This window comes from Rhodococcus sp. no. 34 (genome assembly GCF_054589475.1).
The window spans coordinates 324,872-348,264 of sequence record NZ_BAAILK010000026.1 but is presented as its reverse complement, the minus strand read 5'-3'; the positions used below and the strand labels follow the sequence as shown (position 1 = coordinate 348,264).

At 62.0% G+C, this 23,393-nt stretch carries 24 protein-coding genes; 6 read left to right on the top strand and 18 right to left on the bottom strand.

From position 1 onward, the window contains the following. Positions 1–3: 3 nt before the first annotated feature. Together ACYP01_RS10670 and ACYP01_RS10665 are read right to left on the bottom strand one after the other, a co-directional pair. The gene (locus ACYP01_RS10670; RefSeq protein ID WP_003945491.1) at positions 4–861 is read right to left on the bottom strand and encodes an MlaE family ABC transporter permease; all 858 of its coding nucleotides are present in this window, start codon (positions 859–861) and stop codon (positions 4–6) included. Then, positions 861–1,670 carry an MlaE family ABC transporter permease gene (locus tag ACYP01_RS10665; protein ID WP_003945485.1) on the bottom strand — a complete coding sequence of 270 codons (810 nt, stop codon included), beginning with the start codon at positions 1,668–1,670 and terminating at the stop codon, positions 861–863. The genes ACYP01_RS10670 and ACYP01_RS10665 overlap by 1 nt, the downstream gene beginning before the upstream one ends. Before the next feature lie 541 nt (positions 1,671–2,211). Between ACYP01_RS10665 and ACYP01_RS10660 the strand changes: the two genes are divergently transcribed. Both ACYP01_RS10660 and ACYP01_RS10655 read left to right on the top strand, forming a co-directional pair. Next, positions 2,212–3,471, top strand: coding sequence for a TetR/AcrR family transcriptional regulator (locus ACYP01_RS10660; protein ID WP_459679863.1), 1,260 nt, complete (start codon positions 2,212–2,214; stop codon positions 3,469–3,471). 34 nt (positions 3,472–3,505) lie between these two features. Then, on the top strand, positions 3,506–4,711 hold the full coding sequence (locus tag ACYP01_RS10655; RefSeq protein WP_050655742.1) for a winged helix-turn-helix domain-containing protein: 1,206 nt from the start codon (positions 3,506–3,508) through the stop codon (positions 4,709–4,711). Positions 4,712–4,956: 245 nt separating this feature from the next. Here ACYP01_RS10655 and ACYP01_RS10650 read toward each other — a convergent pair whose 3' ends face one another. Together ACYP01_RS10650 and ACYP01_RS10645 are read right to left on the bottom strand one after the other, a co-directional pair. Further along, positions 4,957–6,111 carry a Rieske 2Fe-2S domain-containing protein gene (locus ACYP01_RS10650; RefSeq protein ID WP_042449476.1) on the bottom strand — a complete coding sequence of 385 codons (1,155 nt, stop codon included), beginning with the start codon at positions 6,109–6,111 and terminating at the stop codon, positions 4,957–4,959. Between the two features lie 83 nt (positions 6,112–6,194). Then, a complete protein-coding gene (locus ACYP01_RS10645) occupies positions 6,195–6,959 on the bottom strand; it encodes an SDR family NAD(P)-dependent oxidoreductase (protein ID WP_058039200.1) in 765 nt (254 codons plus the stop codon). Between the two features lie 250 nt (positions 6,960–7,209). Here ACYP01_RS10645 and ACYP01_RS10640 point away from each other — a divergent pair, with 250 nt between their 5' ends. Continuing rightward, positions 7,210–7,929, top strand: coding sequence for an IclR family transcriptional regulator (locus tag ACYP01_RS10640; RefSeq protein WP_058039199.1), 720 nt, complete (start codon positions 7,210–7,212; stop codon positions 7,927–7,929). A 78-nt stretch (positions 7,930–8,007) separates the two neighbouring features. Here ACYP01_RS10640 and ACYP01_RS10635 read toward each other — a convergent pair whose 3' ends face one another. Genes ACYP01_RS10635 through echA20 form a run of 4 tightly spaced genes read right to left on the bottom strand, consistent with a single transcriptional unit; the run spans position 8,008 to position 11,510 of the window. Then, complete coding sequence (locus ACYP01_RS10635; RefSeq protein WP_007734249.1) at positions 8,008–9,069, bottom strand: NAD(P)H-dependent flavin oxidoreductase; 1,062 nt, start codon at positions 9,067–9,069, stop codon at positions 8,008–8,010. After that, positions 9,066–9,821, bottom strand: a complete 756-nt coding sequence (locus ACYP01_RS10630) for a CoA-transferase subunit beta (RefSeq protein WP_003945796.1) — start codon at positions 9,819–9,821, stop codon at positions 9,066–9,068. The genes ACYP01_RS10635 and ACYP01_RS10630 overlap by 4 nt, the downstream gene beginning before the upstream one ends. Further along, positions 9,818–10,726: a cholesterol ring-cleaving hydrolase subunit IpdA gene (gene ipdA, locus ACYP01_RS10625; protein WP_042449482.1), complete on the bottom strand. Its 909-nt coding sequence runs from the start codon at positions 10,724–10,726 to the stop codon at positions 9,818–9,820. Before ipdA ends, ACYP01_RS10630 begins: the two co-directional genes overlap by 4 nt. A 7-nt stretch (positions 10,727–10,733) precedes the next feature. Continuing rightward, positions 10,734–11,510, bottom strand: coding sequence for a (7aS)-7a-methyl-1,5-dioxo-2,3,5,6,7,7a-hexahydro-1H-indene-carboxyl-CoA hydrolase (echA20, locus tag ACYP01_RS10620; RefSeq protein ID WP_003945611.1), 777 nt, complete (start codon positions 11,508–11,510; stop codon positions 10,734–10,736). A gap of 102 nt (positions 11,511–11,612) precedes the next feature. On the opposite strand from echA20, the gene ACYP01_RS10615 reads away from it, so the two are divergent. Further along, on the top strand, positions 11,613–12,527 hold the full coding sequence (locus ACYP01_RS10615; RefSeq protein ID WP_003945561.1) for an SDR family oxidoreductase: 915 nt from the start codon (positions 11,613–11,615) through the stop codon (positions 12,525–12,527). 67 nt (positions 12,528–12,594) lie between these two features. On the opposite strand, the gene ACYP01_RS10610 is transcribed toward ACYP01_RS10615, so the two are convergent. The 4 genes from ACYP01_RS10610 to ACYP01_RS10595 all read right to left on the bottom strand — a co-directional run bounded on the left by ACYP01_RS10610 (position 12,595) and on the right by ACYP01_RS10595 (position 15,485). Continuing rightward, positions 12,595–13,266 (bottom strand): GNAT family N-acetyltransferase, encoded by a 672-nt coding sequence (locus ACYP01_RS10610; RefSeq protein WP_003945460.1) that lies wholly within the window; start codon positions 13,264–13,266, stop codon positions 12,595–12,597. 94 nt (positions 13,267–13,360) lie between these two features. Next, complete coding sequence (locus ACYP01_RS10605; protein ID WP_007734258.1) at positions 13,361–13,774, bottom strand: hypothetical protein; 414 nt, start codon at positions 13,772–13,774, stop codon at positions 13,361–13,363. 57 nt (positions 13,775–13,831) lie between these two features. Then, a complete protein-coding gene (locus ACYP01_RS10600) occupies positions 13,832–14,320 on the bottom strand; it encodes a nitroreductase family deazaflavin-dependent oxidoreductase (RefSeq protein WP_459679857.1) in 489 nt (162 codons plus the stop codon). Between the two features lies 1 nt (position 14,321). Further along, the gene (locus tag ACYP01_RS10595; RefSeq protein WP_003945509.1) at positions 14,322–15,485 is read right to left on the bottom strand and encodes a steroid 3-ketoacyl-CoA thiolase; all 1,164 of its coding nucleotides are present in this window, start codon (positions 15,483–15,485) and stop codon (positions 14,322–14,324) included. 174 nt (positions 15,486–15,659) lie between these two features. Between ACYP01_RS10595 and ACYP01_RS10590 the strand changes: the two genes are divergently transcribed. After that, positions 15,660–16,910 carry a cytochrome P450 gene (locus ACYP01_RS10590; RefSeq protein ID WP_211921484.1) on the top strand — a complete coding sequence of 417 codons (1,251 nt, stop codon included), beginning with the start codon at positions 15,660–15,662 and terminating at the stop codon, positions 16,908–16,910. Between the two features lie 194 nt (positions 16,911–17,104). Here ACYP01_RS10590 and ACYP01_RS10585 read toward each other — a convergent pair whose 3' ends face one another. The 6 genes from ACYP01_RS10585 to ACYP01_RS10560 form a co-directional block, all read right to left on the bottom strand. After that, entirely contained in the window at positions 17,105–17,485 is a 381-nt protein-coding gene (locus ACYP01_RS10585; protein WP_020906296.1) for a VOC family protein, read from the bottom strand. Positions 17,486–17,658: 173 nt separating this feature from the next. Then, positions 17,659–18,069, bottom strand: a complete 411-nt coding sequence (locus tag ACYP01_RS10580; RefSeq protein ID WP_003945431.1) for a nuclear transport factor 2 family protein — start codon at positions 18,067–18,069, stop codon at positions 17,659–17,661. Between the two features lie 9 nt (positions 18,070–18,078). Then, positions 18,079–18,942, bottom strand: a complete 864-nt coding sequence (locus tag ACYP01_RS10575) for a TIGR03619 family F420-dependent LLM class oxidoreductase (protein WP_003945527.1) — start codon at positions 18,940–18,942, stop codon at positions 18,079–18,081. A 36-nt stretch (positions 18,943–18,978) separates the two neighbouring features. Then, the gene (locus tag ACYP01_RS10570) at positions 18,979–20,160 is read right to left on the bottom strand and encodes a thiolase domain-containing protein (protein WP_007734272.1); all 1,182 of its coding nucleotides are present in this window, start codon (positions 20,158–20,160) and stop codon (positions 18,979–18,981) included. Then, entirely contained in the window at positions 20,160–21,230 is a 1,071-nt protein-coding gene (locus ACYP01_RS10565; protein ID WP_003945801.1) for a thiolase domain-containing protein, read from the bottom strand. The genes ACYP01_RS10570 and ACYP01_RS10565 overlap by 1 nt, the downstream gene beginning before the upstream one ends. 10 nt (positions 21,231–21,240) lie before the next feature. Beyond that, entirely contained in the window at positions 21,241–22,218 is a 978-nt protein-coding gene (locus tag ACYP01_RS10560) for a Zn-ribbon domain-containing OB-fold protein (protein WP_058039196.1), read from the bottom strand. Positions 22,219–22,291: 73 nt separating this feature from the next. Between ACYP01_RS10560 and ACYP01_RS10555 the strand changes: the two genes are divergently transcribed. Continuing rightward, a complete protein-coding gene (locus ACYP01_RS10555) occupies positions 22,292–23,329 on the top strand; it encodes an LLM class F420-dependent oxidoreductase (protein ID WP_019746980.1) in 1,038 nt (345 codons plus the stop codon). The last annotated feature ends 64 nt before the right edge of the window (positions 23,330–23,393 follow it).

Below are 23,393 nucleotides of genomic sequence, written 5' to 3'. Positions count from 1 at the left end.
GGCTCAGACCCCCATTCCCGGGATCTGGGGCACGAGGCCCCACAGCGCGAAAGTCATCAGTACGTCGAGGATTCCGATCGCGAGGATCGCAGTCCGGAGCGCGCGCCCGGCCGCTTGCCCGACGCCGGCCGGACCACCGGAGGCATAGTAGCCGTACGCGCAGTGAACCAGCGCGACAACAGCGGCGAACACCACGGCCTTGAGACCCGAGTACAGGAGATCCTGCGGAGAGATCGCCAGATGGAAGAAGTAGTCGTAAGTACCGGCCGATGCGCCGTTGAAGAACACGACGACCAGTCGGGTCGAGAGGTAACTGGCCAGGAGTCCGATCATGTAGATCGGGATGACACAGATCATGGCAGCGATCACCCGGGTACCCGCGAGGAAGGGGATCGATCGGATCGCCATCGAGTCCAGCGCGTCGATTTCGTCGGAGATACGCATGGCCCCGATCTGGGCGGTGAAACCCGTTCCGACCTTGGCGGCCAACGCGATCGCGACGACAACAGGGGCCAGTTCACGGGTGTTGGCAACCGCGGACAGCATGCCGGAGAGCGAGGTCATCCCGACAAGCTCGAGGCCCCGGTGGGTCTCGACGCCCAACATCATCGCCGCGGCCAGCGACATCGCGAAGACGATCCCGATGGTGCCGCCGCCGGACAACAAGGAGTTCGTGCCGAAGCTGACCTCGCTGATCTGACCGAGTACATGCTTGCGGTACTTGGTGAGCGCAAAGGGGATCGATGCGATAGTGCGGACGTAGAAAGTGACGTGCTGACCGAGGGAGACGAGGCCGTCGCCCGCGGTTCGCAGGGGTCTGCTCGCTTGACGTGCTCGAACACGGAGATCGACGAGCGACATCAGAATTCACCGACTGCCGGGACGATTACGGTGTAGAGCGCGGACAACACTGTGTTCACGATGAAGACGAGCGCGAACGCGATGACCACGGCTTCGTTGACTGCGTCGGCAACGCCGCGTGGGCCACCTTTTGCATGTAGACCTTTGAAGGTGGCGACCAAAGTCGAAGCGATGCCGAAGACCGCAGCCTTCACCAAAGCCATGACGAAGTCGGAAGATCGCCCGTACTGACTGAACGTTGCCATGAACGTTCCGGCCGGAAGATGCTGGACGTAGATGTGGTACAGGTAGCACGCGATCACACCGCCGAAGGTGACCATCGAACACAGTGCAAGGGAGACGATCACTGCCGCAACCAATCTCGGTGCGACGAGGCGCTCGATCACGTCGATGCCCATCACTTCCATCGCGTCGATCTCTTCCCGGATCTTTCGTGAACCCAAATCCGTGCAGATCGCCGATCCTGCGACACCGGCCATCATCAACGCGCACACCAGCGCCGCGGCCTGACCGACGATGATGAAAGCTACGACAGCTCCGGAATATCCACCGGCTCCGATCCGGCCGGCCAGTTCACCGACCGAGACGGCGATGAATACACCGATCGGAATCATGAGAAGCAGCGACGGGCCGGTGCTGACGCGACCGATGAACAGGGTCTGAGTAACCGTCTCGTGCAATGAGAGTCGTCTGCGCAGGATTGCCGTGAACAGGCCGAAGAGTGCCTGAACCGAGAATCCGATCAGATAGCCCCCCTGTAACGCTACGTCTCGCACCGGGCCCTTCGCGGCTGGCAGCTCGTACGTCATCTAATTGAATTCCTTTGCAGATCAACAGTGTTCGGCACGGAGTTCGAACTGTTCGAGCGCTGGCGGTCGAGCGAACTGCCTGTGAAGCATCTCACACATATATGTGTCCAAGCAAGCATTATGTGAACCGAAATTCTCGTCGAACTGTCAGCCCTGTTGACCGAGTTTCCTTCATTGACGTGGATATATCGGAACTGTTCATGTCGACATCCTGTGTATGTTTACGAATATTCCGAATCTGTCAGTCGGATTGCTTCGTGGATGCGGGCTGGATGCTTCGAGCGGTGACCCTACCCACTGCTGGTGGCCACAGGCAACGTTTTGTTAACGAAGATTCTCGGTGGAAGTAACGGGGGAGGTGGCGAAGGGCGAGTGGTGTGTTCCGATCAAAGTCAGCGTTACCTGCATGTATGAAACTCTAGACGCGCGATGTGCTGAAATCGGTGTACGAGTTTTCAGAATCATGCTTATGCTGATTCTCGTCTGATGAGCAGTCGGATCGAAGTGCTTTGTGCGTGAGGGCTGGAGAGTGGGGTACACGGTGAGCCTGAACGATCAGTTCGTCGACGCGCAGACGTCGAATGGGATTGTTCGGCAGCCGAGGTCCGACTCCGTCAAGAGGCGACCGAAGGACCGCAAGGCGCAGATCGCGGCAGCAGCGGCAATCGCGTTCAGTGAGCGCGGATATCCTGCTGTCAGTGTCGACGACATCGCGTCGGCGGTCGGTATTTCGGGTTCGGCGCTCTATCGGCACTTTCCGAACAAGTACGCGATGTTCCGCCACGCGGCACTGGAGTTGACCGGAGCGCTCGCCAGTGCCCTCGATGCCGTTTCGGTTGCGCCTGCGGCAACCGATGCGCAGCGGTTGCGCGAAGATCTGATTGCAGTGATACGAACGACGATCCGCAATCGGCGTTCGGCCGGAATCTATCGTTGGGAGAGCCGGTTTCTCGACACCGATGATCGGAAATCCGTTCGAGCGCAAGCCAGTACGGTCAATCGCCGAGTAGCCCGGTATCTTTCGCGTTCCGAACCCGCGATGACGGCGAGGGACGAGACCCTTGTCGTGGCAGCGATGTTCAGCGTCATCGGCAGTATCACCGTCCATAACCTGTTGCTGCCCCAGCGAGCGATGGAGAAGGTTCTGCTCGACGCGTGTCTGGCGATAGATCAAGGTGAGGGTGCAATCACCGCTAGCCGCTTGGAGCAGTCCTCGTTACCTCGAACCGTGACCACGAACAAACGTGAACGTCTCTTGCAGGAAGCCGTGCGCCTCTTCGACTCTCGCGGGTATCACGACGTCAGCATCGAAGAGATCGCCGCGGCCGCCGGCTTGAACGCATCCGGTATGTACCGCTACTTTCCCAGCAAGGCAGAGCTTCTCGGCGCCGTGTTCTATCGAGCTGCAGATCGCTTGGACTTGGCGACGGCAGCGGTCTTCGACTCCGCGACTTCGCACGAACAAGTGCTCCGGTCACTGTCGGCGATGTACGTGGAGTTGTCGTTTGCACAGCACGAATTGATGTCGGTCTACTTCTCCGAGATGAACAACCTTCTGCCGAGTCATCGAAGCGATCTGAAGAATCGCCAGAAGCTTTACGTGGTCGAATGGGCGCGAGTGCTCGGCGAGATTCGTCCTGAGCTGTCGGCAGTAGAGGCGAAGTTCGTAGTTCACGCTGCGCTCAACCTGGTCCCGGATGTCGGCCGCATGATGAAGTTCGACGCTGCCGCAGAGAACGCGGCCATGTTGCAGGTGTTCATGTCGGCAGTACTGTTCGGCCGTCGGGCTTCGGCCGCCTGAAGCGTGTCGGTGAGTGTGCGTAGTCTGGCCCACTATGAGCGAAGTCGTGTCACTGGCAGCTGCCCGTCGCATAGCGCTTGCCGCTCAGGGATTCGGCAAATCGCATCCCACGACGGTGACGCGTCGCAATCTGGTCGGCGTGATGGACCGGCTGCAGGTGCTGCAGATCGACTCGGTCAATGTCTTCGAACGCAGTCACTACCTACCCGTTTATGCGCGATTGGGCGCATACGACAAATCCAGACTCGATCAGCTTGCCTTCGCCCCCGGTTCGGGATACCTCGAATACTGGGGCCACGAAGCAACGTTCTTGCCGGTGGACATGTGGCCGTTGTTCCGTTGGCGGATGGACCAGTTTCGCGCCAAAGCGTTGAGTGACAAGGACGGGTGGGCTTCCGATCGGAGTGTCTTCCTCGATTGGTTGCGGCAGGAGTTGCGCGACAACGGTCCGATGGCGGCGAGCGAGATCGAACACGAGGCGAACACACGGCGCGGTCCGTGGTGGGGGTGGTCCGACGTGAAGGTCGGGCTGGAGACGCTGTTCCGTTGGGGCGAGGTGGTCTCGGCGGGGCGCGCCGGTTTCGAGCGTCGTTACGGCCTGGCCGAGCAGATGCTTGCACCCGAGATACTCGACGCACACGTCGAGCGGTCGGAGGCGATACGCGAACTGGTGCTGCGGGGTGTGAAGGCACACGGTCTCGGCACCCTCGACGACATCGCCGACTACTTTCGTCTGCCCAGCGCAGAAGCACGAACGGCCTTGCAGGAACTCGAAGACGCCGGCAGCGTGCGCCGGGTGTCCGTCGACGGCTGGGAGCGTCGAGGCAAGGCAAGGGAGGTGTGGATCGATCCGCGAGCGAAGCGTCCCAGGTCCATCCGTGCGGATGCGCTGTTGTCACCCTTCGACCCGGTAGTGTGGGCACGCGATCGAGCGTTGCGGCTCTTCGACTTTCACTACCGGATCGAGATCTACACTCCGGCGCACAAGCGAGTTCACGGATACTACGTGCTCCCGGTGTTGATCGACGACAAGATCTGCGCCCGAGTCGATCTGAAGAACGACCGTCAGAACCGTCGACTGCTTGTCCGCGCGGCGTGGGCCGAACCCACCGCGGACGCCGACACTGCGCCGCGGTTGGCGGAACTCCTTCGGAGAACTGCGCGTTGGCAGGGCTGCGACACCGTCGAGGTGGAGAACAAAGGTACGTTGTCTCAGCAGTTGGCCGCCGCTATGACGTGAGCCTTAAGGTCGCGAGGACGATTGTCATTCGGGAACTGTTATGCGTCCGTCGGTAGCTGCCTGATTGATGGAATTTCTCAATGCGGAACAACTTCCGGATCGAATTCTCGGCGGTTCAGCATCGTCGCGGTACTCCAAACATGCCGTGCGCGAATCTGATCGCCACTGGGTCGACGTGTGATGCCAGCTGTTCTTCTCCACGAGGACGTATGTTCCGCACCGCTCGCAGTCCAGCGGTTCCATGGTCATTGCCCTACTCCTGCGGCGGCCCTGCGTGCGATGTTGTCAGCGACTTCCTGCTTCCACACTTCGATGGGTTTGCTTGTGTCCATCTCGAATTCGAAACGGTCGACCATCTCGGGCGTGACGTCGGCGACGTCCACGTAGAACTGTTCATACCACCGCCTCAGTTGGTATACCGGACCGTCCTCGGTGCAGAGCAGCGGATTGTCGATGCGGGTCTTGTTCTTCCAGATCTCGATGTCCTGCTCGAACCCGACACCGATGTATCCGATCATCGCATCGACAAGTTGATCGGCGAACTCGGCGGGCATCTCTGCGGACTTCTGGACGGTAATGCCGTACATGAGTACGAATTTGTTCGGGCTCACCGGGTAGTGGCAGTTGATCAGCACCGAATCGGTCGTGAAGTTCTCGTAGACGTAGCGCAAGTCGTCGATCATGAACGACGGTCCGTGGTAGGCCGCTGTCGAAAGATTCGACACCAACTTCGGTACGTCGGGGTCGGTCCAGGTCACGATGTCGTCGCGGTTGATGCCGCTCTGCTCCTGGATGGCGACGTGTCCTTCGAAGACGTTCTTGAAATAGGTGGGGAACGAGAAGTGCACGTAGAAGAAGTGCGCCATGTCAACGACGTTGTCGACGATTTCTCGGCAGTTCGTATCGATGACTATCGACTTCCAGACCCAATCGGTCCACTCGTGCTCCGCAGACTTGATGATCGGTATGGCGACTTCGGCAGGAGGCGGATTGCCTTCGGGGTCGTGCCAGACGAAGAGCAGCCCGTCTTGTTCGAGCGCAGTCCAAGCGCGGGTCTTGGCAAGCGGGGGGACACGTCGAGCATAGGGAATCGCGGTGCACTTACCGTTGCCTCCCCACCTCCAGTCGTGGAAGGGGCACGCGATCGAATCGCCCTTGACCGTGCCCTGACTCAGGTCGCCGCCCATGTGACGGCAGTACGCGTCGAGGATCTTCAGTTCGCCATGCGAGTCGGAGAAGACGACCAGTTTGGTACCGAAAGCTTCGACGGAATGCGGGTTCCCGTCGCTGTAGTCCTTGGCGAGGCCGAGGCAGTGCCATCCGCGGGCAAATCGAGTGGGAGGTTCTCCCTGGTCGATGATGCGAACCTCTTCCGATTCATTGACATCCGCAATTGTCATGTTCTTCCTTTCGTGAGTGCACCCGGTGGGCTGGACCGAGCGACGTTGTACGACAGTCGAAGGGGGGTAAATCTCTGGGCAAGTCACATACGCTGCGACGAGACGTTGCCGCCGTCGACAACCAATTCCGTTGCGGTGATGTAACTTGCTTCGTCGGACAGCAGGAAGCGGACAGCGTGTGCGATTTCCTCCGGGCGACCGAGCCTGCCGAGGAGGATGCGTCGTTCGAATGCCCCGTCACCCAATGCGTCTACGGTCGGCTGAAGCAGAGGGGTCAGAATCTGTCCGGGAGAGACGCAGTTGATCCGAATGCCGTCCGGGCCCAGTCGGTCCGCCAGCGATCGGACCATCGACAACATCCCACCCTTTGCAGCGGAGTAGACAGGGTTGATTGCATTGCCCAAAGTTGCGTTGATCGAAGCGATTCCGACTATTGCCGAACCGGGATTGGCCGTGAAATCAGGCATCAACTGTTGAACCAACAGGATGAGCGGACGTAGATGGGTGTTGATACCCGTCTCCCACACGTCGAGCGTCACTCCTTCGAGGGATCCGATATCGACGACCCCGGCGGAGTGAACAAGTCCGCCGATGGAGGGAAGTGAGGAACGGGTTGTGGCCAATGCGGCCGCGTAGTCGTCCGCTCTCGTGAGATCGATTCCCACTCCGATGGCGTCGATGCCGAATTCGGAGGAGATCACGGCTGCCTGATCGACCGCTTTTGCCTCGTCGATATCCCAGAGAGCGACTGGTCGTCGGATCGCCGCGAGCGCGCGGGCGGAGGCCAATCCGATTCCGGATGCGCCGCCGGTGATGATCACGCCTGTCGACGGGGATGAAGCATTCATGTGTCCTCCTGATTTTGAAGCGTTCTGCTCGGCGCCGCATGATCTGATGGGCTCCGGTCATCACTGTGACGAGGGATGGATTCGGGCTCAACGAACATGACCGATCATCGGTATAGGTGCTGGTGAGAGCCCATGCAGATGCATCTCCCGCTGCGTGGGAAACGTACTGGCGTCGTGTGTCCACGGAAGCTCAGATGGGCGGAACGAATGTTGGCTGCCGAAGCGGCGGGCCACCGGAACGGAGACATCGATGTTGGTCGGGCCGATCACCGAAGAGTCCATCCCCATGTCAACTCTCGACAGACTGTCGGTGGTGGTGGACTGCTTTCGTGACGCGCCTCGGCTGACACTGGGGGAGGTCGCGCGCCGAACCGGGATTCCGCGATCGTCCGTGCATCGGATGCTACTGAAACTCGTGAGGATGAACTGGCTACGCCGCGAAGGACTCGAGTACGAGATAGGCGACAAGCTAGGAGATCTGGGCGCGCTCTCGCTGTATCGAAACAAAGTGGATCGAGTGGTTACGCCCCTACTTCAGCAATTGCATTTCGTGACTGGACACGCCGTGCACCTCGGGGTGTTGGAGGGAAACCATGTGCGCTACATCCAGAAGATCGGGAGCCTGATGGTCCCCGACCTTCAGACTCGCGTCGGCTCACGTATCCCAGCGCAAGCGTCGACCATCGGGAAGTCACTGTTGAGCGCCGGCAACAGATCGGTGGCGTCGTCGCACAACGCCAATGACGTTCGCCAACACGCAGTTGCGTTCGGAATCTGCAATTCCGGGATGGGCTGTATCGCCGCGCGAATCGGGGTGCTCGACCACATGCCAGTAGGTCTCTCGATTTGTGGGCCCTTGATTCGCGGCACGATAGACAAGAGGAACGCCGCTCCCGTACAGATGGCGGCAGCAGCGATCTCGCAGTATTTCGGAATGATCGACGGGTTCGAGCAGGAGAAGACGGGATAGTCCGACAAACGCAAAGAGTGCGCCTCCCCCCACTACGCGTAAAGCACAGTGGGGGAGACGCACTCGGATAGAGCTGTGTCAGCGAAGAGCCGCAAGCGCGTCGATACGCCCCGCGGCACCTTCCATGATGCTTTCGATCAGTTCCTTGCAGCTGGGCAGATCGTTGATCATGCCGACAACCTGACCCGAAGCAAGAACACCGGCTTCCGTGTTGCCCTCGACCAGTCCGGCCTTGAGCAACATCGGTGTGTTGGCTGCCATGATGATCTGCATCAGCGTGCGGTCACCCGACCGCTTCATCGCGAGACCGTCCTTGGCGAGGGTCGACCACTTCATGCCCGTCATGGCCTTGAACTTCGTGGCATTCTTGGCCGCGGCGATCAAACCGGTTGCATAGCTGGAACCTTCGAGGCTGTTGACCAGGTCGGTGTTGAGCACACGATGAGGCATGCCGTCGACCTTGCGGGAGACAGTCGTATCCGTCAGTCCGCGCTTGAGATACTCCTGTTTGACGGAATCGGGCACCGAAGAGTCGCTGGTGAGAAGGAATCGCGTTCCCATCGCGACACCGGCAGCGCCGTACGCCAGTGCGGCAGCCAGCCCGCGGCCGTCGAAGAATCCGCCACCGGCGATGACCGGAATATCGACCGCGTCGAGAACCGAGGGGAGAAGCAATGTCGTGGCCACACCGCCGGTATGGCCACCACCTTCGCCGCCCTGGACGATGACGGCGTCCGCGCCCCAGGATGCAACCTTGACCGCGTGCTTCGCAGCACCGATCGAGGGCACGACGACGATGCCGTGGTCCTTGAGCTTGGCGATCAGTTCCTTCTTGGGAGCCAACGCAAACGACGCGACCTTGACGCCTTCACGGATCAGCAGATCCGCGCGTTGCGGGGCGTCAGTGGCGTCGGCACGCATGTTGACGCCGAACGGCTTGTCCGTGAGCTGCTTCGTCTTCTTGATCGCGTGCTCGAGCTCGTCGTACGTCATCGTGGCCGAAGCCAGGATACCGAGACCACCGGCGTTAGCCGTTGCCGACGTGAGAGCGGGACCGGAAACCCAGCCCATACCCGTCTGCACGATCGGGTACTCGACACCGACCAGTTCGGTCAGCGCGGTCTTCAGGGTGGGGGTCATGCCGAGACCTCACGGTCCCGGAGGTTGCGCGGATCGAGGGTTTCGCGGATGAGGTGAAGTTCTTCGGCGGTGGGGTCACGGGTGATACCGGCCTCGGCGAGTCCGGCAACCTCGAACGAGGTGTTCTCGGCTACCTCTTCGGCGGTGACGCCGGGGTGAAGGCTCAACGCGCGGAAGGTGTTTCCTGGTCCGCCGAAGTCGAAGACACCGAGGTTGGTGACGACGCGGGGGATGTTCAGGTACTTGTAAGCCGGATTCTCGGGATCGATCTGGTCGTAGCCGACACCGCACACCACGTCGACCTTGTCGACGAACACTCGCTTGGAGTGCTTGGGGACGAAGTAGCTCGTCGCGTGGTTGATGGTGTTACCCGGGGCGCCGCGCACACCGAACATCTGACGCGTCGGCTGCTGAAGCGGGCCGAAGGCGGAGAGGTTCTGGTTGCCGTGGCGATCGAGCTGATTGGCGCCCATGACTACGTGACGGCGGCCGGAAGCGACGACGTCGAACACCTTGCGGAACGGCATCCATCCTTCGACGGGGCCCTTCGTTCCGACGGCCGGAGTGTCCTCGAGAATGAGGGCTTCACCATCGGTGATCAGCAGGTCGGGCTCGGTGGTGAGTCGAGCCAGGCGAGCGCCGATGGTGGACGACGTCGACATCGGGCTGGCCATGATTTCGCCTGCACCGGAGAAGATTTCAGCGCAAGCGAGAACAACGTACTCTGCGCGGGTGACGGTGGATTCGCTCATTTTGCCTGCTCCCCTGCCTTTGATGAATCGGCAAACTTCTTTACTGCGGCTTGGTAGTCCTCTTCGCTGCCGGAGAGGAAGGTGTCGACGAACGCCTGCCACGACTCGGGGGTCTTGGCGGACTCGGCGTAGTGACGCTGGAACTTCTCGTCGCGGCCGTAGCTTTCGCCGGCCAACGTGAAGTGCGCACCATTGGGTGCCTCGACGACGGCGTCGACCATCATGCGGTTGAGCAGAAGGTTCTGCAGTGGAACGGATTTGACCAGTTCCTCGGTCTCGACGATGCGTTCGACGGAGACGTAACGCTTTTCGGCCGCCATGCAGTACAGGTCGTCGAAGTACGGGTCGACGCCGTTGTACGCGGCGTTGCCGTGCTTGTCACCGAGATTGAGATGAACGAACGACGCATCGAGGTTGAGCGCAGGCATCGCGATCAAGGTCTCGGAGCGGCCGTCGGCCTCGGGGTACGGGGAGGTGACGGTCTTGAGTTCGTCGCCCCAGAAGTTCCGGACATCCGAACCCAGGCCGGCGCGGATCGGGAGGAAGGGAAGGCGAGCGGCAGCTGCTTCGAGGCCACACTTGACCATGCCCTCGTCCATCTCGCGGACTTCGATCTCACCGGCGGTGCGTGCCTTGGCAAACCACGGGTCGTAGAACGGCGCGGAGTCGAGGGACACGAAACCGTAGTACGCCTTCTTGACCTTGCCTGCCGAGCACAGCAGTCCGAGATCCGGTCCGCCGTAGGTGACCACGGTCAGGTCTTTGACGTCCGAACGCAGAATCGCACGCACGAAGGCCATCGGCTTGCGGCGAGATCCCCAGCCGCCCAAGCCGATCGTCATTCCGCTGCGGAGTTCGCCGACTACCTCGTCGAGCGACTTCGTCTTGTCACGCTTGCTAGCCATGTTTGTCTCAGCCTTCCTTCTGGGTTGCGTTCTCGCGCGGCTTGCCGGTGGCGACGAACTCGTCGCGGTGTTCGTCGGACACGCCGAGGAGGTTGAGTTCGAAGGTGTAGCCCTGCTCGAGGCGGTAGCTGCCCTTGACGTCGACCGGGTCGATGCCGTTGATGGCTTCCTTGGCGCACCGGATGATGCGGGTGTCCTTGGCGGCGATCTTCGCGGCGATCTCGCGAGCGCACTCGTCGAGCTTCTCGCGCGGGACCACGTCGTAGACGCTGCCGAACTGCTTGAGTGTGTGCGCGTCGACGCTCTGTGCGGTGTAGTAGAGCGTGCGCATCATGTGCTGTGGCACCAGCCTCGAGAGGTGTGTGGCAGCGCCGAGTGCGCCGCGGTCGACCTCGGGGAGGGAGAAGATCGCGTCGTCGGAAGCGACGATCACGTCCGCGTTGCCGACGAGTCCGATGCCGCCGCCGACACAGAATCCGTTGACGGCCACGACGACGGGTACAGCACAGTCGTAGACGGCCGCGAAGGCCGCGGCGCAACCGCGGTTGGCGGCGACCAGCGCGTCGAATCCCTCGGTGGCCTGCATCTCCTTGATGTCGACGCCGGCGTTGAATCCGCGTCCCTCGGCTCGCAGGATCACCACGTGAGTGTTGAGATCCTTGCCCGCGTCGAGGATGGCGTCGGCAAGCTCGAACCATCCCTTGGACGGGATTGCATTGACCGGCGCGTAGTCGATGGTGACCGTGGTGATGCCGGTTCCGTCGGAGGAGGTGCTGATGCCCATATCGGGATTCCTTACGTCTGTGTACCAAACCAAGCGATTGCTTGGTAAGTTAGCACACAAGCGGAGCCGACAAGCCCGAGCAGAGTGCATTAGGAGACAAATATGAGTGGATTGGTCGACGGACGCGTAGTCATCATCACCGGGGCTGGCCGCGGTATCGGACGTGCGCATGCATTGGCATTTGCTGCCGAGGGCGCCAAGGTCGTCGTCAACGACATCGGTGCGGGTGCCGACGGTTCCGCGACCGGTGAGAGTCCGGCCGAGCAGGTTGTCGCGGAGATCATCGCCGCCGGTGGCCAAGCAGTGGTCAACGGAGACGACGTCGCCGACTGGGCGGGCGCCGAGAATCTGATCAAGACCGCGATCGACACCTTCGGTGGCCTGGACGTACTCGTGAACAACGCAGGCTTCCTGCGGGACCGCATGCTGGTCGGCATGAGCGAAGGCGAGTGGGACGCGGTGATTCGCGTGCACCTCAAGGGGCACTTCGCGCCGCTCCGTCACGCTGCTGCCTACTGGCGCGCCGAGGCCAAGGCAGGCAAGACCGTCGACGCTCGCATCATCAACACCAGTTCGGGTGCAGGACTGCAGGGTTCGATCGGCCAGGGCAACTACGCCGCGGCCAAGGCCGGCATCGCCGAGATGACCATCCAGGCCGCCGCCGAGCTCAAGAATTACGGAGTCAGTGTCAACGCGATCGCGCCTGCTGCGCGCACACGCATGACTGTCGGCGCGGGCGGGGCGATGGCAGAAGCGATGGCAGCTCCGGAAGAGGGCTTCGACGCCATGGCTCCCGAGAACATCTCGCCGCTGGTCGTCTGGCTCGGTAGCGCCGAGTCCAAGGACGTCACGGGCCGGGTGTTCGAGGTAGAGGGCGGAAAGATCACCGTCGCGGAGGGCTGGCGTCACGGCCCGAGCGAGGACAAGGGAGATCGCTGGGACCCGAAGGAGATCGGGCCCGTCGTGGCAACGCTGTTGGAGAAGGCGGAGATTCCGACGCCGGTGTACGGGGCGTAGGGCCTCCGGCCCTGTGAGTGGTTAAGGAGTGCAGGAACTCCTCAACCACTCACAGGCGGCGTGCCGCCTACGCGGGCGCCCGAACCACCAACACGGTGCCGGGGAACTCAGCTGCGAGTTCGCGCCGCGAATGCTTCACGCAGGCGGTGCCGTAGCCCTTCTTGCGAGATTCCGGCGCGATCCAGATCGCCACGTTCACCTCTTGGCCGTCGAGTTCGCCGAATACCAGGCCGACGCTCTTCGGGCCGTCGCCGGAAACGTCCTCGGCGACGAACCAGGCAGCGCTCTCGTCGTCGATCCGACCGAGACCGCCGACGCGCTCGGCTTCGATCCGATCCTCGCTCCACGGCTTGCCGTCTTCGCCGAGCTGCTCGGCCGAGCGAATCGTGAACAGTGCCTTGTCTTCTGCGCTGTCGCTGAACGGACGCAGGGTGAAGTTCTGCCCGCTGCTCGCGGGACGATCGAGCGTCGTCCATTCGAGAGTGGCGTCGAGATTCTCCAGCTCGCCCTGGATGCGATCGCGCGCTGCCTTGGTCAGTGCGCTGAACTTGAGGCTCAGAACTGCTTCGGCATTTGCTTCCGACGTGCCGAGGAGTTCCGCGACGGTGGTCAGTGCCTCCTGGTGGTCCTTGCTGTCGACCACTGCGTCCAGCACCTCGTGGCGACGCTCCAGCGCACGCACGAGGGCTGAGGTGATCTCGCGTCGGTCCAGGATTTGATCTTGAATATGCGTCGTCATATATGCGACTCCTTGCTGTGTTCGAGGCTCTGTCGAAACGCCGTGCGGACCGTACGAGTCAATAGTGCTCCAACTCGCCGGTTATGGCACGCGTTCAGCCTCCGGTGCGGCGAACGAGCCGTTCGTAACGCTGGCGGGCGGCTTGAGTGCTTCCGAGTCCCAGTCCGAAAGCGATGTCCTGCCAGGTCATGCCCCGTTCGCGGGCAATCCCGAGGAACAGTGCTTCCAGCTGTTCCATTTCGGCTCGGGCCTTGGGGATCAGAGTCAACGCGGCCATGACGTCGGCATCGTCGACCTCGGGTTCGTTCGGCTGCGGTGTGTCGGTGCCACCCGCAAGACGAGCCACGACGCGCACCGCGCCGTAGGGCTCGAGCATCTCCGGATGAGATTGCCGCGCGCGCTGGCTTGGGGTCGCGCCGTGGCGCTCGCTGATTCGAAAGAGTCCGGCGTACTCGCGATGTGCGCGTTCGCGGCCGGAATCGATCGGTCTGAACTGGTCATCGGTCATGAACCCAGGGTGGCACGAACCCGGGTCAATGTAAACGTTTTGTTGTAAACAGTTCGTTTAACTCTTCAGTGGCTCGCACACGATGACGGGAATGACCCGGTCGGTCCAGGCCTGATAGTTGTCGAAATCCGGATACATCGCCCTCAACATCGGCCACAGCCGAGCGCGCTCGTCCTCGGCCGCGACGCGGGCTTTCATCGAGCGGATCCGAGACTTGATCTGCAACGTCACCACCGGGTCTGACTTGATGTTGAGGTACCACATCGGGTTCTTCGGAAGACCGCCTTGCGACGCCACCAGAATCACGTTCTCGCCGTCCTCGAGGAACAGCAACGGACTGATCCGCTCCTCGCCGGATTTGCGACCGGTGGTGGTCAGCAGGCAGATCGGCAGCCCGCGAGGGAACGCGCTGCCGACCCGCCACTTGCTACCCAGCCGCCCGTCGGTGGCGCGATACATCGCGACGTTCGCCTTCGACATCCACTTGATGATCTTGACCGTCGCCGGAGCGTCGAGTCCCTTGGGTTTGGCTGGGGGAGTAGTCATCTCAGATACGCTCGATGATGGTTCCGGTGGCCAGTGCGCCGCCGGCGCACATCGTGATCAGAGCAGTCGAGCCGTTGCGACGCTCGAGTTCGTGCAGTGCGGTGGTGATCAGGCGAGATCCCGTGCTGCCGACCGGATGGCCGAGAGCGAGCGCGCCGCCGTTGACATTGACGTTGTCGAAGTCAGGTTCGTGAACCTGAGCCCAGGACAGTGCGACGGATGCGAATGCTTCGTTGATCTCGAACAGATCGAGGTCGCCGATCTTCATTCCGCTCTTCTCCAAGACGCGACTGGTTGCCTGCACCGGTCCGTCGAGGTGGAATTCCGGTTCCGAGCCGACCAGCGCCTGGGCGATGATGCGGGCGCGCGGCTTCAATCCGAGCGCGCGAGCCTTGTCCTCGTCCATGAGCAGGACTGCGGCCGCGCCGTCGGAGATCTGGGAAGACGTTCCGGCCGTGTGAATCCCGCCTTCGAGGACGGGCTTCAGTCGGGCAAGGGACTCCGCCGTCGTATCGCGCAGGCCCTGATCGCGATTGACGACCTTGGTCTCGCCCGTGAGGTTTCCTTCCTTGTCGACCTGGGGTGCCGAGAGTTCGAGAACCTCGCGGTCGAACCGTCCTTCCTCCCAAGCCTGCTTGGCCAGCGCCTGCGAGCGGACGCCGAGGGCTTCGACGTCGTCGCGGGTCAGTCCGCGTCGACGCGCGATGCGTTCTGCAGCTTCGAACTGGTTGGGCATGTCGATGTCCCACGTCGCGGGTCGGCGCGGTCCGGCCTGATCGCCGACGTTGGCGCCGAGGGGAACCTGGCTCATGGCTTCGATGCCGCAGGCGATACCGGCGTCGATGGCGCCGGTGGCGATCAGACCGGCGATCAGATGGTTCGCCTGCTGGGCCGAACCGCACTGGCAGTCCACGGTGGTTGCGCCGGTCTGCCACGGAAGTCCGGCGTGCAGCCAGGCCGTGCGCGTGATGTTGTTGGACTGAGCGCCGGCCTGGGTGACGCAGCCGCCGATCACCTGCTCGATCAGCAACGGGTCGATTCCCGACCGGTCGAGAACTCCCTTTTGTGCAGCTCCGAGGATCTCGGCGGCGTGCAGACCGGCGAGCCAACCTCCGCGCTTGCCGATCGGTGTACGGACAGCCTCGACGATTACTGGTGTGCCCACAGCGGGCTCCTTTCCTTGTAATGAAAAAGTAGAACAGGTTCTCTGCGGGAAGCAAGACCTGCCGACGTTTCCTTTCCTAGTAAGCAGGCTTGTGTTTCAATGAGAGTAGAACGTGTTACACATCACGGATCCCCATCACCCCTGTGATGAAAAGGCTTAGGGCAGGAGACATCAGTGGCACAGCCCGCATTCCCCGAGGGAATCGACTTCACGGACCCCGACATCTACGCGGAACGCATGCCGTTCGAGGAGTTCGCCGAACTCCGGAAGACGGCCCCCGTGTGGTGGAATCCGCAGCCCCCGGAAATCGGTGGATTCCAGGACGAGGGCTTCTGGGTGGTCACCCGTCATGAAGAGGTCAAGGAAGTCTCGCAGCGAAGCGACATCTTCTCGACCCACGAGAACACTGCGATTCCTCGCTTCGCCGACGACATCCCGCGCGAGAACGTCGAGATGCAGCGATTCATCCTCATCAACAAGGACGCTCCGGAGCACACCAAGCTTCGCAAGCTGGTTTCGCGTGGATTCACCCCGCGAGCCATCAACAGCCTGCGCGAGGAACTGACCGAGCGCGCCGAAAAGATCGTCACGACCGCGGCTGCCGGTGGTGCCGGTGACTTCGTGGTTCAGGTCGCGTCCGAACTTCCGCTGCAGGCAATCGCCGAGCTTCTCGGTGTGCCGCAGGAAGATCGAATGAAGCTCTTCGACTGGTCCAACCAGATGACGTCCTACGACGATCCCGAGTTCGACATCGACCCGCAGGCAGCGTCGATGGAGATTCTGGGATACGCGTACCAGATGGCGGATCAGCGCAAGAAGTGTCCCGCCGATGACATCGTCACCAAGCTCATCGAAGCTGACATCGACGGAAATGAGCTCTCCCCAGAGGAATTCGGCTTCTTCGTGATTCTGCTTGCGGTCGCGGGTAACGAGACCACTCGCAATGCCATCACACACGGCATGGTTGCCTTCCTCGACAATCCCGACCAGTGGGAGCTGTACAAGAAGGAACGCCCGAAGACTGCGGCCGACGAGATCGTTCGTTGGGCCACCCCGGTGACCTCTTTCCAGCGGACCGCGCTCGAAGACACCGAACTCGGCGGACAGAAGATCAAGAAGGGCGATCGCGTCGTGATGATGTACGCGTCGGCCAACTTCGACGAGGACGTCTTCGAGAACCCGACGAAGTTCGACATCATGCGTGACCCCAACCCGCACCTCGGATTCGGCGGCACGGGTGCGCACTTCTGCATCGGCGCCAACTTGGCTCGTCTCGAAATCGATCTGATCTTCAATGCGATCGCCGATCACCTACCCGACATCACCAGGCTCGGCGATCCCCGTCGCCTGCGCTCGGGCTGGCTCAACGGCATCAAAGAGTTTCAGGTTGATTACAAGACATCGGGCTGCCCGGTCAAACACTGATCCGGACATATACTGACCTGGTAACCGGCGAGTAGGTTCTGTGTAGGTTTTCGGGAGTTGCCTCTGCACTCTCGAACACGCAGAACTACAGTAGACGTTCCGGGGAGCCACTTGTTGGCAACCTGGAACTGCGGCGGCGTCTGCGGGATCCCTCATCTCCCGTAGGCGCCGCCGTTTGTAGTTCGATCTCTAATTCAGCCGCCGTATGGTTTGGTGATCGCTTCCAGGAAATGTCCCGACGGGTCGAGGAAGTAGACCCCACGCCCACCGTCGTTGGTGTTGAAGCCGGTACTCGACTGGCGCGGATCGGCCCAGTGATCAAGTTTCAACGCCTGTATCCGCTGGTAGATGCCGTCGAAGTCATCTTCGGAGACGAGGAAAGCGTAGTGCTGAGACGCAACCTCGGCGCCCTCTTCCACCTGTGCGAAGTCCAGTGTCACGCCGTGCTCGAGTTCAACGCCGAGAAAGTAGCCGGCTTCGACTGGGCCTGGAAGACCGAACATGTGAGTGAAGAACCACGCAGACTCTTGTCGGTCTTTTGCGGCGATGATGGTGTGATTGAACGAAATGGTCATGAGTGACCCCTTGCGGTACGACGCCTCCATGCCTGACGCAGTCCGTCATCGACACGCGACGTTGGGAACCAGGAAACCATTTCGAGGTTCTCGGTGCAAGTACGACAGGCTGATTCGAATACGACGAGCGCGGCCCCGGTCGATGACCGGGGCCGCGCTCGTACTGTGGGTTCTCAGGCTTTGCGTGCCGTCTTCATCGCACGGTTCACTTCCCAGAATGCTCGAAGCGACGCGATCTTGCCGTCGTCGTTCACGCGATAGACGAACACGCCCTCGGCGTCGATGATCGAGCCGCCGATGGTGGTCCGGATCTTGCCGATGTTGACGTTCTCGTTGCCGCACACCAGTGAATCGTCGATCAGAAATTCGAGCTTGTCCGCGTTCGCGATCGTCATGTCGTAGAACTTGGAGATCGCTTCGCGCCCGTGATGGCCTTTGCCTTCGGGATCGAAGCCCGAAGGCCCGACCGGATCTTCCACCCAACCGTCCTCGGCGAAGAGGTCCAGCCAGGCTTCCTTGTTCTTGCCACTCGCTGCGGCGCGCGAAGCGTTGCCCGCGACGCGGGCGGGGTGTTCGTCGGTCATCGCGGCTCCTCAGTTGATGTACTGCTCGGCGAATTTGCGCATCGAATCCTGCTTTGCCTCCAGTGGGGCATCGAATCCGATTCCGTCGAAAACCCAAGGCACGGTGATGATGTCCGTGACGCCGGCATCTTCGAGCTCTGCGTAACCGTCCTTGCCGAAACGGTCGATGCACACCGTCTGGATTTCGAACGGCTCGTTCTCGCGGCCGTACTCGGCGCGCAGTTCGCGTAGTCGTGCGATCACACCCACCAGGTCGTCGAACTTGATCATCGCCGAGGTCCAACCGTCGCCGACTCGTGCAGCACGCTTGAGTGCGACCTCGGTGTGGCCGCCGACGTAGAACGGAACCGGCTTGGTGGGTGCCGGGCTCATCTGCAGGCGATCGAAATCGAAGAAATCACCGTGATACTCGACCATGCCGCCGCCGAGGATCAGTTTGAGGACGTCGATCATCTCGTCCACACGTGCGCCCCGACGCTTGTACGGAGCGCCGCACCACTCGAACTCTTCCGGAGCCCAGCCGATTCCGACGCCGAAGCCGAAACGGTTGTTCGTCAATGCCGCCACGGAACCGACCTGTCGCGCGAGCAGGACGGGATTGCGGCTACCCAGCTTGAGCACCTGGGTGTAGAACTCGATCTTCTCGGTCACCGCGCCCATTGCAGCCGCGGCGATGAGCGGATCGACCCAGGGGGTCTCGGCATTCCACATCCGAGACCCGTCCGGGGTGTACGGGTAATCCGCCGCCTGTGTTTCCATGAAGAACAGTGAATCGGGGAGAGCGATCGACGAAAAGCCGCATTCCTCGGCAGTTTTGGCGATACCGGCTAACTGGTCCAAGGGGTTCATGGCAACCCCGACGGTGTACTTCATCTTCGGCCTCTTCCTGATCGGCGTGTGTGCTGCTGCTTACGTGGTGGGACGTTCGGAGCCGACGACCCACATCGAGAAGTACTGCGAGCCACCGCCGTAGGCATGGCCGAGAGCCTTGCGCGCGTCGGCCACCTGGTGATCGCCGGCGCGGTGCATGACCTGCATCGCCGACTCGGCGAAACGGATCATGCCCGAGGCGCCGATCGGGTTGGAGGAGAGAACACCGCCCGAGGCATTGACCGGGAGCTTGCCGCCGATCGCGGTTTCACCTGCCTCGGTCAGCTTCCAGCCCTGGCCTTCCTCCGCGAAGCCGAGGTTCTCGAGCCACATCGGCTCGAACCACGAGAACGGGACATAGATTTCGGCGCAGTCGATCTCGTTCAGCGGATCGGTGATTCCCGCGGACTTCCACAGCGCGGCCGCGGCATCACGGCCGGCCTGCGGATTGACCTGATCGCGTCCGGCATAGAAGGTCGGCTCGGTGCGCATGGCCGTCGCGTGGATCCACGCGACCGAACGACCCTCGGCCTCGACCTGTGCGGCCGCTTCCTCGTTGCCGATCACCAGAGCGCACGCGCCGTCCGAGGACGGGCAGGTCTCGTCGTAGCGGATCGGATCCCAGAGCATCTGAGATGCCTGTACCGATTCGAGAGTGATGTCCGGCTGCCGCAAGTGCGCATACGGATTGAGGCTGCCGTTGAGTCGATCCTTCACAGCGACGAGGTAGCCGATGTGCTCCGGTGCGCCCGATCGACGAATGTACGAACGGACGTGCGGCGCGAAGTATCCACCGGCACCGGCGCCGACCGGCATGTTGAACGGAACCGGTACGGACAGCGCCCACATGGCGTTCGACTCGGACTGCTTCTCCCAGGAAACCGTCAGAACCCGCTTGTGGACACCGGATTTGACCAGGCTGGAGGCGACGATAGCCGTCGAACCGCCCACCGATCCGGCAGTGTGAACACGCAGCAACGGCTTTCCGTTTGCGCCCAAAGCATCCGACATGGCGAGTTCGGGCATCATCGAACCCTCGAACAAATCGGGGGCCTTTCCGATGACGACGGCGTCGATGTCGTCCCAGCCGACGTTGGCGTCGAGCATCGCGGCGTCGATGGCTTCACGGACCAAGCCCGCCATCGAGACATCGTGACGCTTTGCGACGTAGTGAGTTTGGCCGGTGCCGAGCACGGCCGCGAGTTGAGGCGTTCCGGCCATCAGTTCCGTCCCTCCAAGACTGCTACCAGATTCTGCTGCAGCACAGGGCCGCTTGTTGCATGGGCCAGAGCGCGATTCGCCTGGCCGTCAAAGATTGCCTTGGCGGCGTGGCCGATTCGTTCCAGACCACCGGCGAACAGTGGGTTGCCGCTGAGCGGACCGCCGGACGGGTTGATCGTGGTGGCGTCGGTCAGGCCGATCGCTTCCTTCAAGATCAATTCCTGGTGAGTGAACGGTGCGTGCAGTTCGGCGACGTCGATGTTGCCGACCTCGCCGCCCGTTGCCGCCTTGGCTGCCGACGTAGTAGACGGTGAGGTGGTCAGGTCACGTGCACCCAGGTTGGGGGAGTCGATGCGATGCTCGAGTCCGGTGATCCACGCCGGCCGCTCGCAGAGATCGCGGGCGCGGTTACCCGAGGCCAGGACGATTGCTGCCGCGCCGTCGGTGATGGGCGCACAATCGTGTGCGCGCAACGGATCCGCGAGGAACGGGCTGGCGAGTAGGGCCTCGATGTCGACCTCACCTGCGAGCTGAGCCTTCGGATTGCTCAGCGCGTGACGACGGCTACGAGCGGCAACCTCCGCCATGTCCTCTTGTGTCCACTTACCCGCGTCGAGTCCGAGTCGGGCTTGAAGTCCGGCGATCGAGACGGAGTCCGGCCACAGCGGAGTGACGAGGTACGGATCGAGCTGCATGGACAGGATCTTGCGCAGGTGCCCGGCGGAGGACTTGCCGAATCCGTACACCAGCGCGGTCTCGACCTCACCGGTCAAGATCTTGATCCACGCTTCGTAGAAGGCCCACGCAGCGTCCATCTCGACGTGAGATTCGTTGATCGGCGGGACCGCTCCGATGGAGTCGATGGCCGAGATGAAGGAGAACGCTCGTCCGGCCAGGTAGTCGGAAGATCCGGAGCACCAGAAGCCGATGTCTGACTTGGTGATTCCCAGATCGCTGTAGAGCTGCTGGAAGCACGGGACGAGCATCTCGACGCCGTTGGTGGTGCCGTTGGTTTCGCGGACGTGGGGTGCCTGAGCAAAGCCCACGACTGCGATGTCTGCAGAAGTCATTTCAGGAGCCTCACAGGTGGTGTTGGAAGGTGGAGTACTCGGCGTCGGGTTCACCTGTCGGCCGGAAGTATTCGATGTTCTCGAGGGTGTAACCCCACTCTTCGCGAGGCTTCCACTTGGCTTCGACGCGCATGCCCATCCGTACGTCCGCGGCATCACATTCGAGAATCAAGTGCAGGAACGGAATGTCAGCCCCGTCGAGAAGCACGTAGGCGGCCACGTAGGGCGGTTTGATTCGCTGCCCGAGGAACGGGACGTTGACGATGCAGAAGGTGGTGACAATTCCCTTGTCCGGCAGTTCGATCTGCTCGCTCGTCGGCTTCCCGTTGGTGGGATTGGCGCCGCGCGGTGGGATGTAGATCTTGTCTTCGGGTCCGCTGCGACCACCGATGAGCTTGCCTTCTGCGAGACCGCGGAGGTAGAAACTCTCCTCGGCCGAAGCGGAATGCATGAAGTGCAGGTCGACAGGCGTCGTGATCATGGTGACAGGATCGGCGATGGAATCGACTGTCGCGATTCCATTTTCGCTCTCACCTGGTTCGAAGCACTCGATGTCCTTGATCTGCCCGATCCGCTCCGACGCCCAGCGAGCACGGACCCGCAGGCCGGTGCTGATGTCGTCGGGGGAGTCGACGTCGACCGCGTGGAGCATGGACGTGTCCGCGCCGTCGAGCTTGATCAGGGCCCACGCGAAAGGCTTCGTCAGTGGTTGACCCTCGATGGGTTCGGGCATCCACGTCCAACTCACGACCGTTCCGCCGTCGGAGACTCCGACGAAGTCGGTCAGTGGCTCGGCCGTGTCCGGATCGAATTCCGGCGGCGGCACGAAGACACGACCGTTCGACCCGCGTGCGCCGATCACCTTGCGATCACGCAGGGCAGTCACGAACGCGCCGATGGTCGGTCCCGTCGATCTGGTGTAGTCGAAATGGAGATTCAATGGTGCGCTCAGGGGCTTGTCGGCCACCCCGCTCTTTCCGATGGTCACAAGATCGAGTAGAACAGGTTCTAGAGATTGTGGCAAGAGTCACTTCTGATCACCGGCAATGTGGAGGCCTGCGATGAAGCTTGGGTTGCAACTCGGATACTGGGGCGCACAGCCGCCGGCAAACGCCCCGGAACTGATCGAGGCCGCGGAAGGCGCGGGATTCGACGCGGTCTTCGCGGCGGAGTCGTGGGGCTCGGACGCTTTCACCCCGCTCGCCTGGTGGGGATCGCGCACCGAGAACGTCCGTCTCGGCACCTCCGTCGTACAGATTTCGGCGCGAACACCGACCAGCTGTGCCATGCACGCGCTCACTCTCGATCACCTCAACGGTGGGCGAACGATCCTCGGGCTCGGCGTATCCGGACCGCAGGTCGTCGAAGGTTGGTACGGCCAGCCGTTCGAGAAGCCGCTCGCGCGCACCCGCGAATACGTCTCGATCGTGCGCCAGGTCCTCGCCCGTGAAGCGCCCGTCACCAGTCCCGGTCCCCACTACCCTCTGCCGTATGCGGGACCGGGTAGTTCGGGACTTGGCAAGCCGCTCAAGCCCATTACGCACCCGCTGCGTGCGGACATCCCGATCTGGCTCGGCGCCGAAGGGCCGAAGAACGTCGCGCTCGCCGGTGAAATCGCCGACGGCTGGCTGGCGATCTACTACACCCCGCGCCTGGCCCCGATGTACAACAAGTGGCTCGACGAAGGGTTCGCGCGCGCCGGGGCCCGTCGCAGTCGCGAAGACTTCGAGGTGGCCGCCACGTGCCAGGTCATCGTGACTGACGATCGCGCCGCTGCCATCGCCGCTCTCAAGCCGATGACCGCCCTCTACGTCGGCGGAATGGGCGCCCCGGAGTTGAACTTTCACGCGCAGGTCTACAAGCGGATGGGCTACGAGAAGGAGGTCGACGAGATCGGTCGCCTCTTCATGTCGGGCCGCAAGGACGAAGCTGCTGCCGTCGTCCCCGACGAGATGGTCACCGAGACCATGATCATCGGCAACGTCGACGAGGTGCGCGCAGACGTGAAGCGTTGGGAGGAAGCCGGAGTCACGATGCTGCTGGTGACCTGCCGCGACGCCGACCATGTGCGAGAGCTCGCGGCCGCGGTGGGTGGTTGAGCGGGGCACCCCCCCCCATTTTCGAGCGGTACCCCCTTTTTTCGAGCGAACGGCACGTTCAGCG

Excerpts from the sequence above, each read along its gene's own strand:
- ACYP01_RS10665 (WP_003945485.1), bottom strand. The coding sequence starts at position 1,670 with ATGACGTACGAGCTGCCAGCCGCGAAGGGCCCGGTGCGAGACGTAGCG.
- ACYP01_RS10605 (WP_007734258.1), bottom strand. The coding sequence starts at position 13,774 with ATGACCGATGACCAGTTCAGACCGATCGATTCCGGCCGCGAACGCGCA.
- ACYP01_RS10655 (WP_050655742.1), top strand. The coding sequence starts at position 3,506 with ATGAGCGAAGTCGTGTCACTGGCAGCTGCCCGTCGCATAGCGCTTGCC.
- ACYP01_RS10635 (WP_007734249.1), bottom strand. The coding sequence starts at position 9,069 with ATGACCCCCACCCTGAAGACCGCGCTGACCGAACTGGTCGGTGTCGAG.
- ACYP01_RS10575 (WP_003945527.1), bottom strand. The coding sequence starts at position 18,942 with ATGAAGTACACCGTCGGGGTTGCCATGAACCCCTTGGACCAGTTAGCC.
- ACYP01_RS10565 (WP_003945801.1), bottom strand. The coding sequence starts at position 21,230 with ATGACTTCTGCAGACATCGCAGTCGTGGGCTTTGCTCAGGCACCCCAC.
- echA20 (WP_003945611.1), bottom strand. The coding sequence starts at position 11,510 with ATGGGCATCAGCACCTCCTCCGACGGAACCGGCATCACCACGGTCACC.
- ACYP01_RS10600 (WP_459679857.1), bottom strand. The coding sequence starts at position 14,320 with ATGACTACTCCCCCAGCCAAACCCAAGGGACTCGACGCTCCGGCGACG.
- ACYP01_RS10650 (WP_042449476.1), bottom strand. The coding sequence starts at position 6,111 with ATGACAATTGCGGATGTCAATGAATCGGAAGAGGTTCGCATCATCGAC.
- ACYP01_RS10555 (WP_019746980.1), top strand. The coding sequence starts at position 22,292 with ATGAAGCTTGGGTTGCAACTCGGATACTGGGGCGCACAGCCGCCGGCA.
- ipdA (WP_042449482.1), bottom strand. The coding sequence starts at position 10,726 with ATGGCTAGCAAGCGTGACAAGACGAAGTCGCTCGACGAGGTAGTCGGC.
- ACYP01_RS10615 (WP_003945561.1), top strand. The coding sequence starts at position 11,613 with ATGAGTGGATTGGTCGACGGACGCGTAGTCATCATCACCGGGGCTGGC.
- ACYP01_RS10610 (WP_003945460.1), bottom strand. The coding sequence starts at position 13,266 with ATGACGACGCATATTCAAGATCAAATCCTGGACCGACGCGAGATCACC.
- ACYP01_RS10585 (WP_020906296.1), bottom strand. The coding sequence starts at position 17,485 with ATGACCATTTCGTTCAATCACACCATCATCGCCGCAAAAGACCGACAA.
- ACYP01_RS10630 (WP_003945796.1), bottom strand. The coding sequence starts at position 9,821 with ATGAGCGAATCCACCGTCACCCGCGCAGAGTACGTTGTTCTCGCTTGC.
- ACYP01_RS10670 (WP_003945491.1), bottom strand. The coding sequence starts at position 861 with ATGTCGCTCGTCGATCTCCGTGTTCGAGCACGTCAAGCGAGCAGACCC.
- ACYP01_RS10580 (WP_003945431.1), bottom strand. The coding sequence starts at position 18,069 with ATGACCGACGAACACCCCGCCCGCGTCGCGGGCAACGCTTCGCGCGCC.
- ACYP01_RS10570 (WP_007734272.1), bottom strand. The coding sequence starts at position 20,160 with ATGGCCGGAACGCCTCAACTCGCGGCCGTGCTCGGCACCGGCCAAACT.
- ACYP01_RS10645 (WP_058039200.1), bottom strand. The coding sequence starts at position 6,959 with ATGAATGCTTCATCCCCGTCGACAGGCGTGATCATCACCGGCGGCGCA.
- ACYP01_RS10640 (WP_058039199.1), top strand. The coding sequence starts at position 7,210 with ATGTTGGTCGGGCCGATCACCGAAGAGTCCATCCCCATGTCAACTCTC.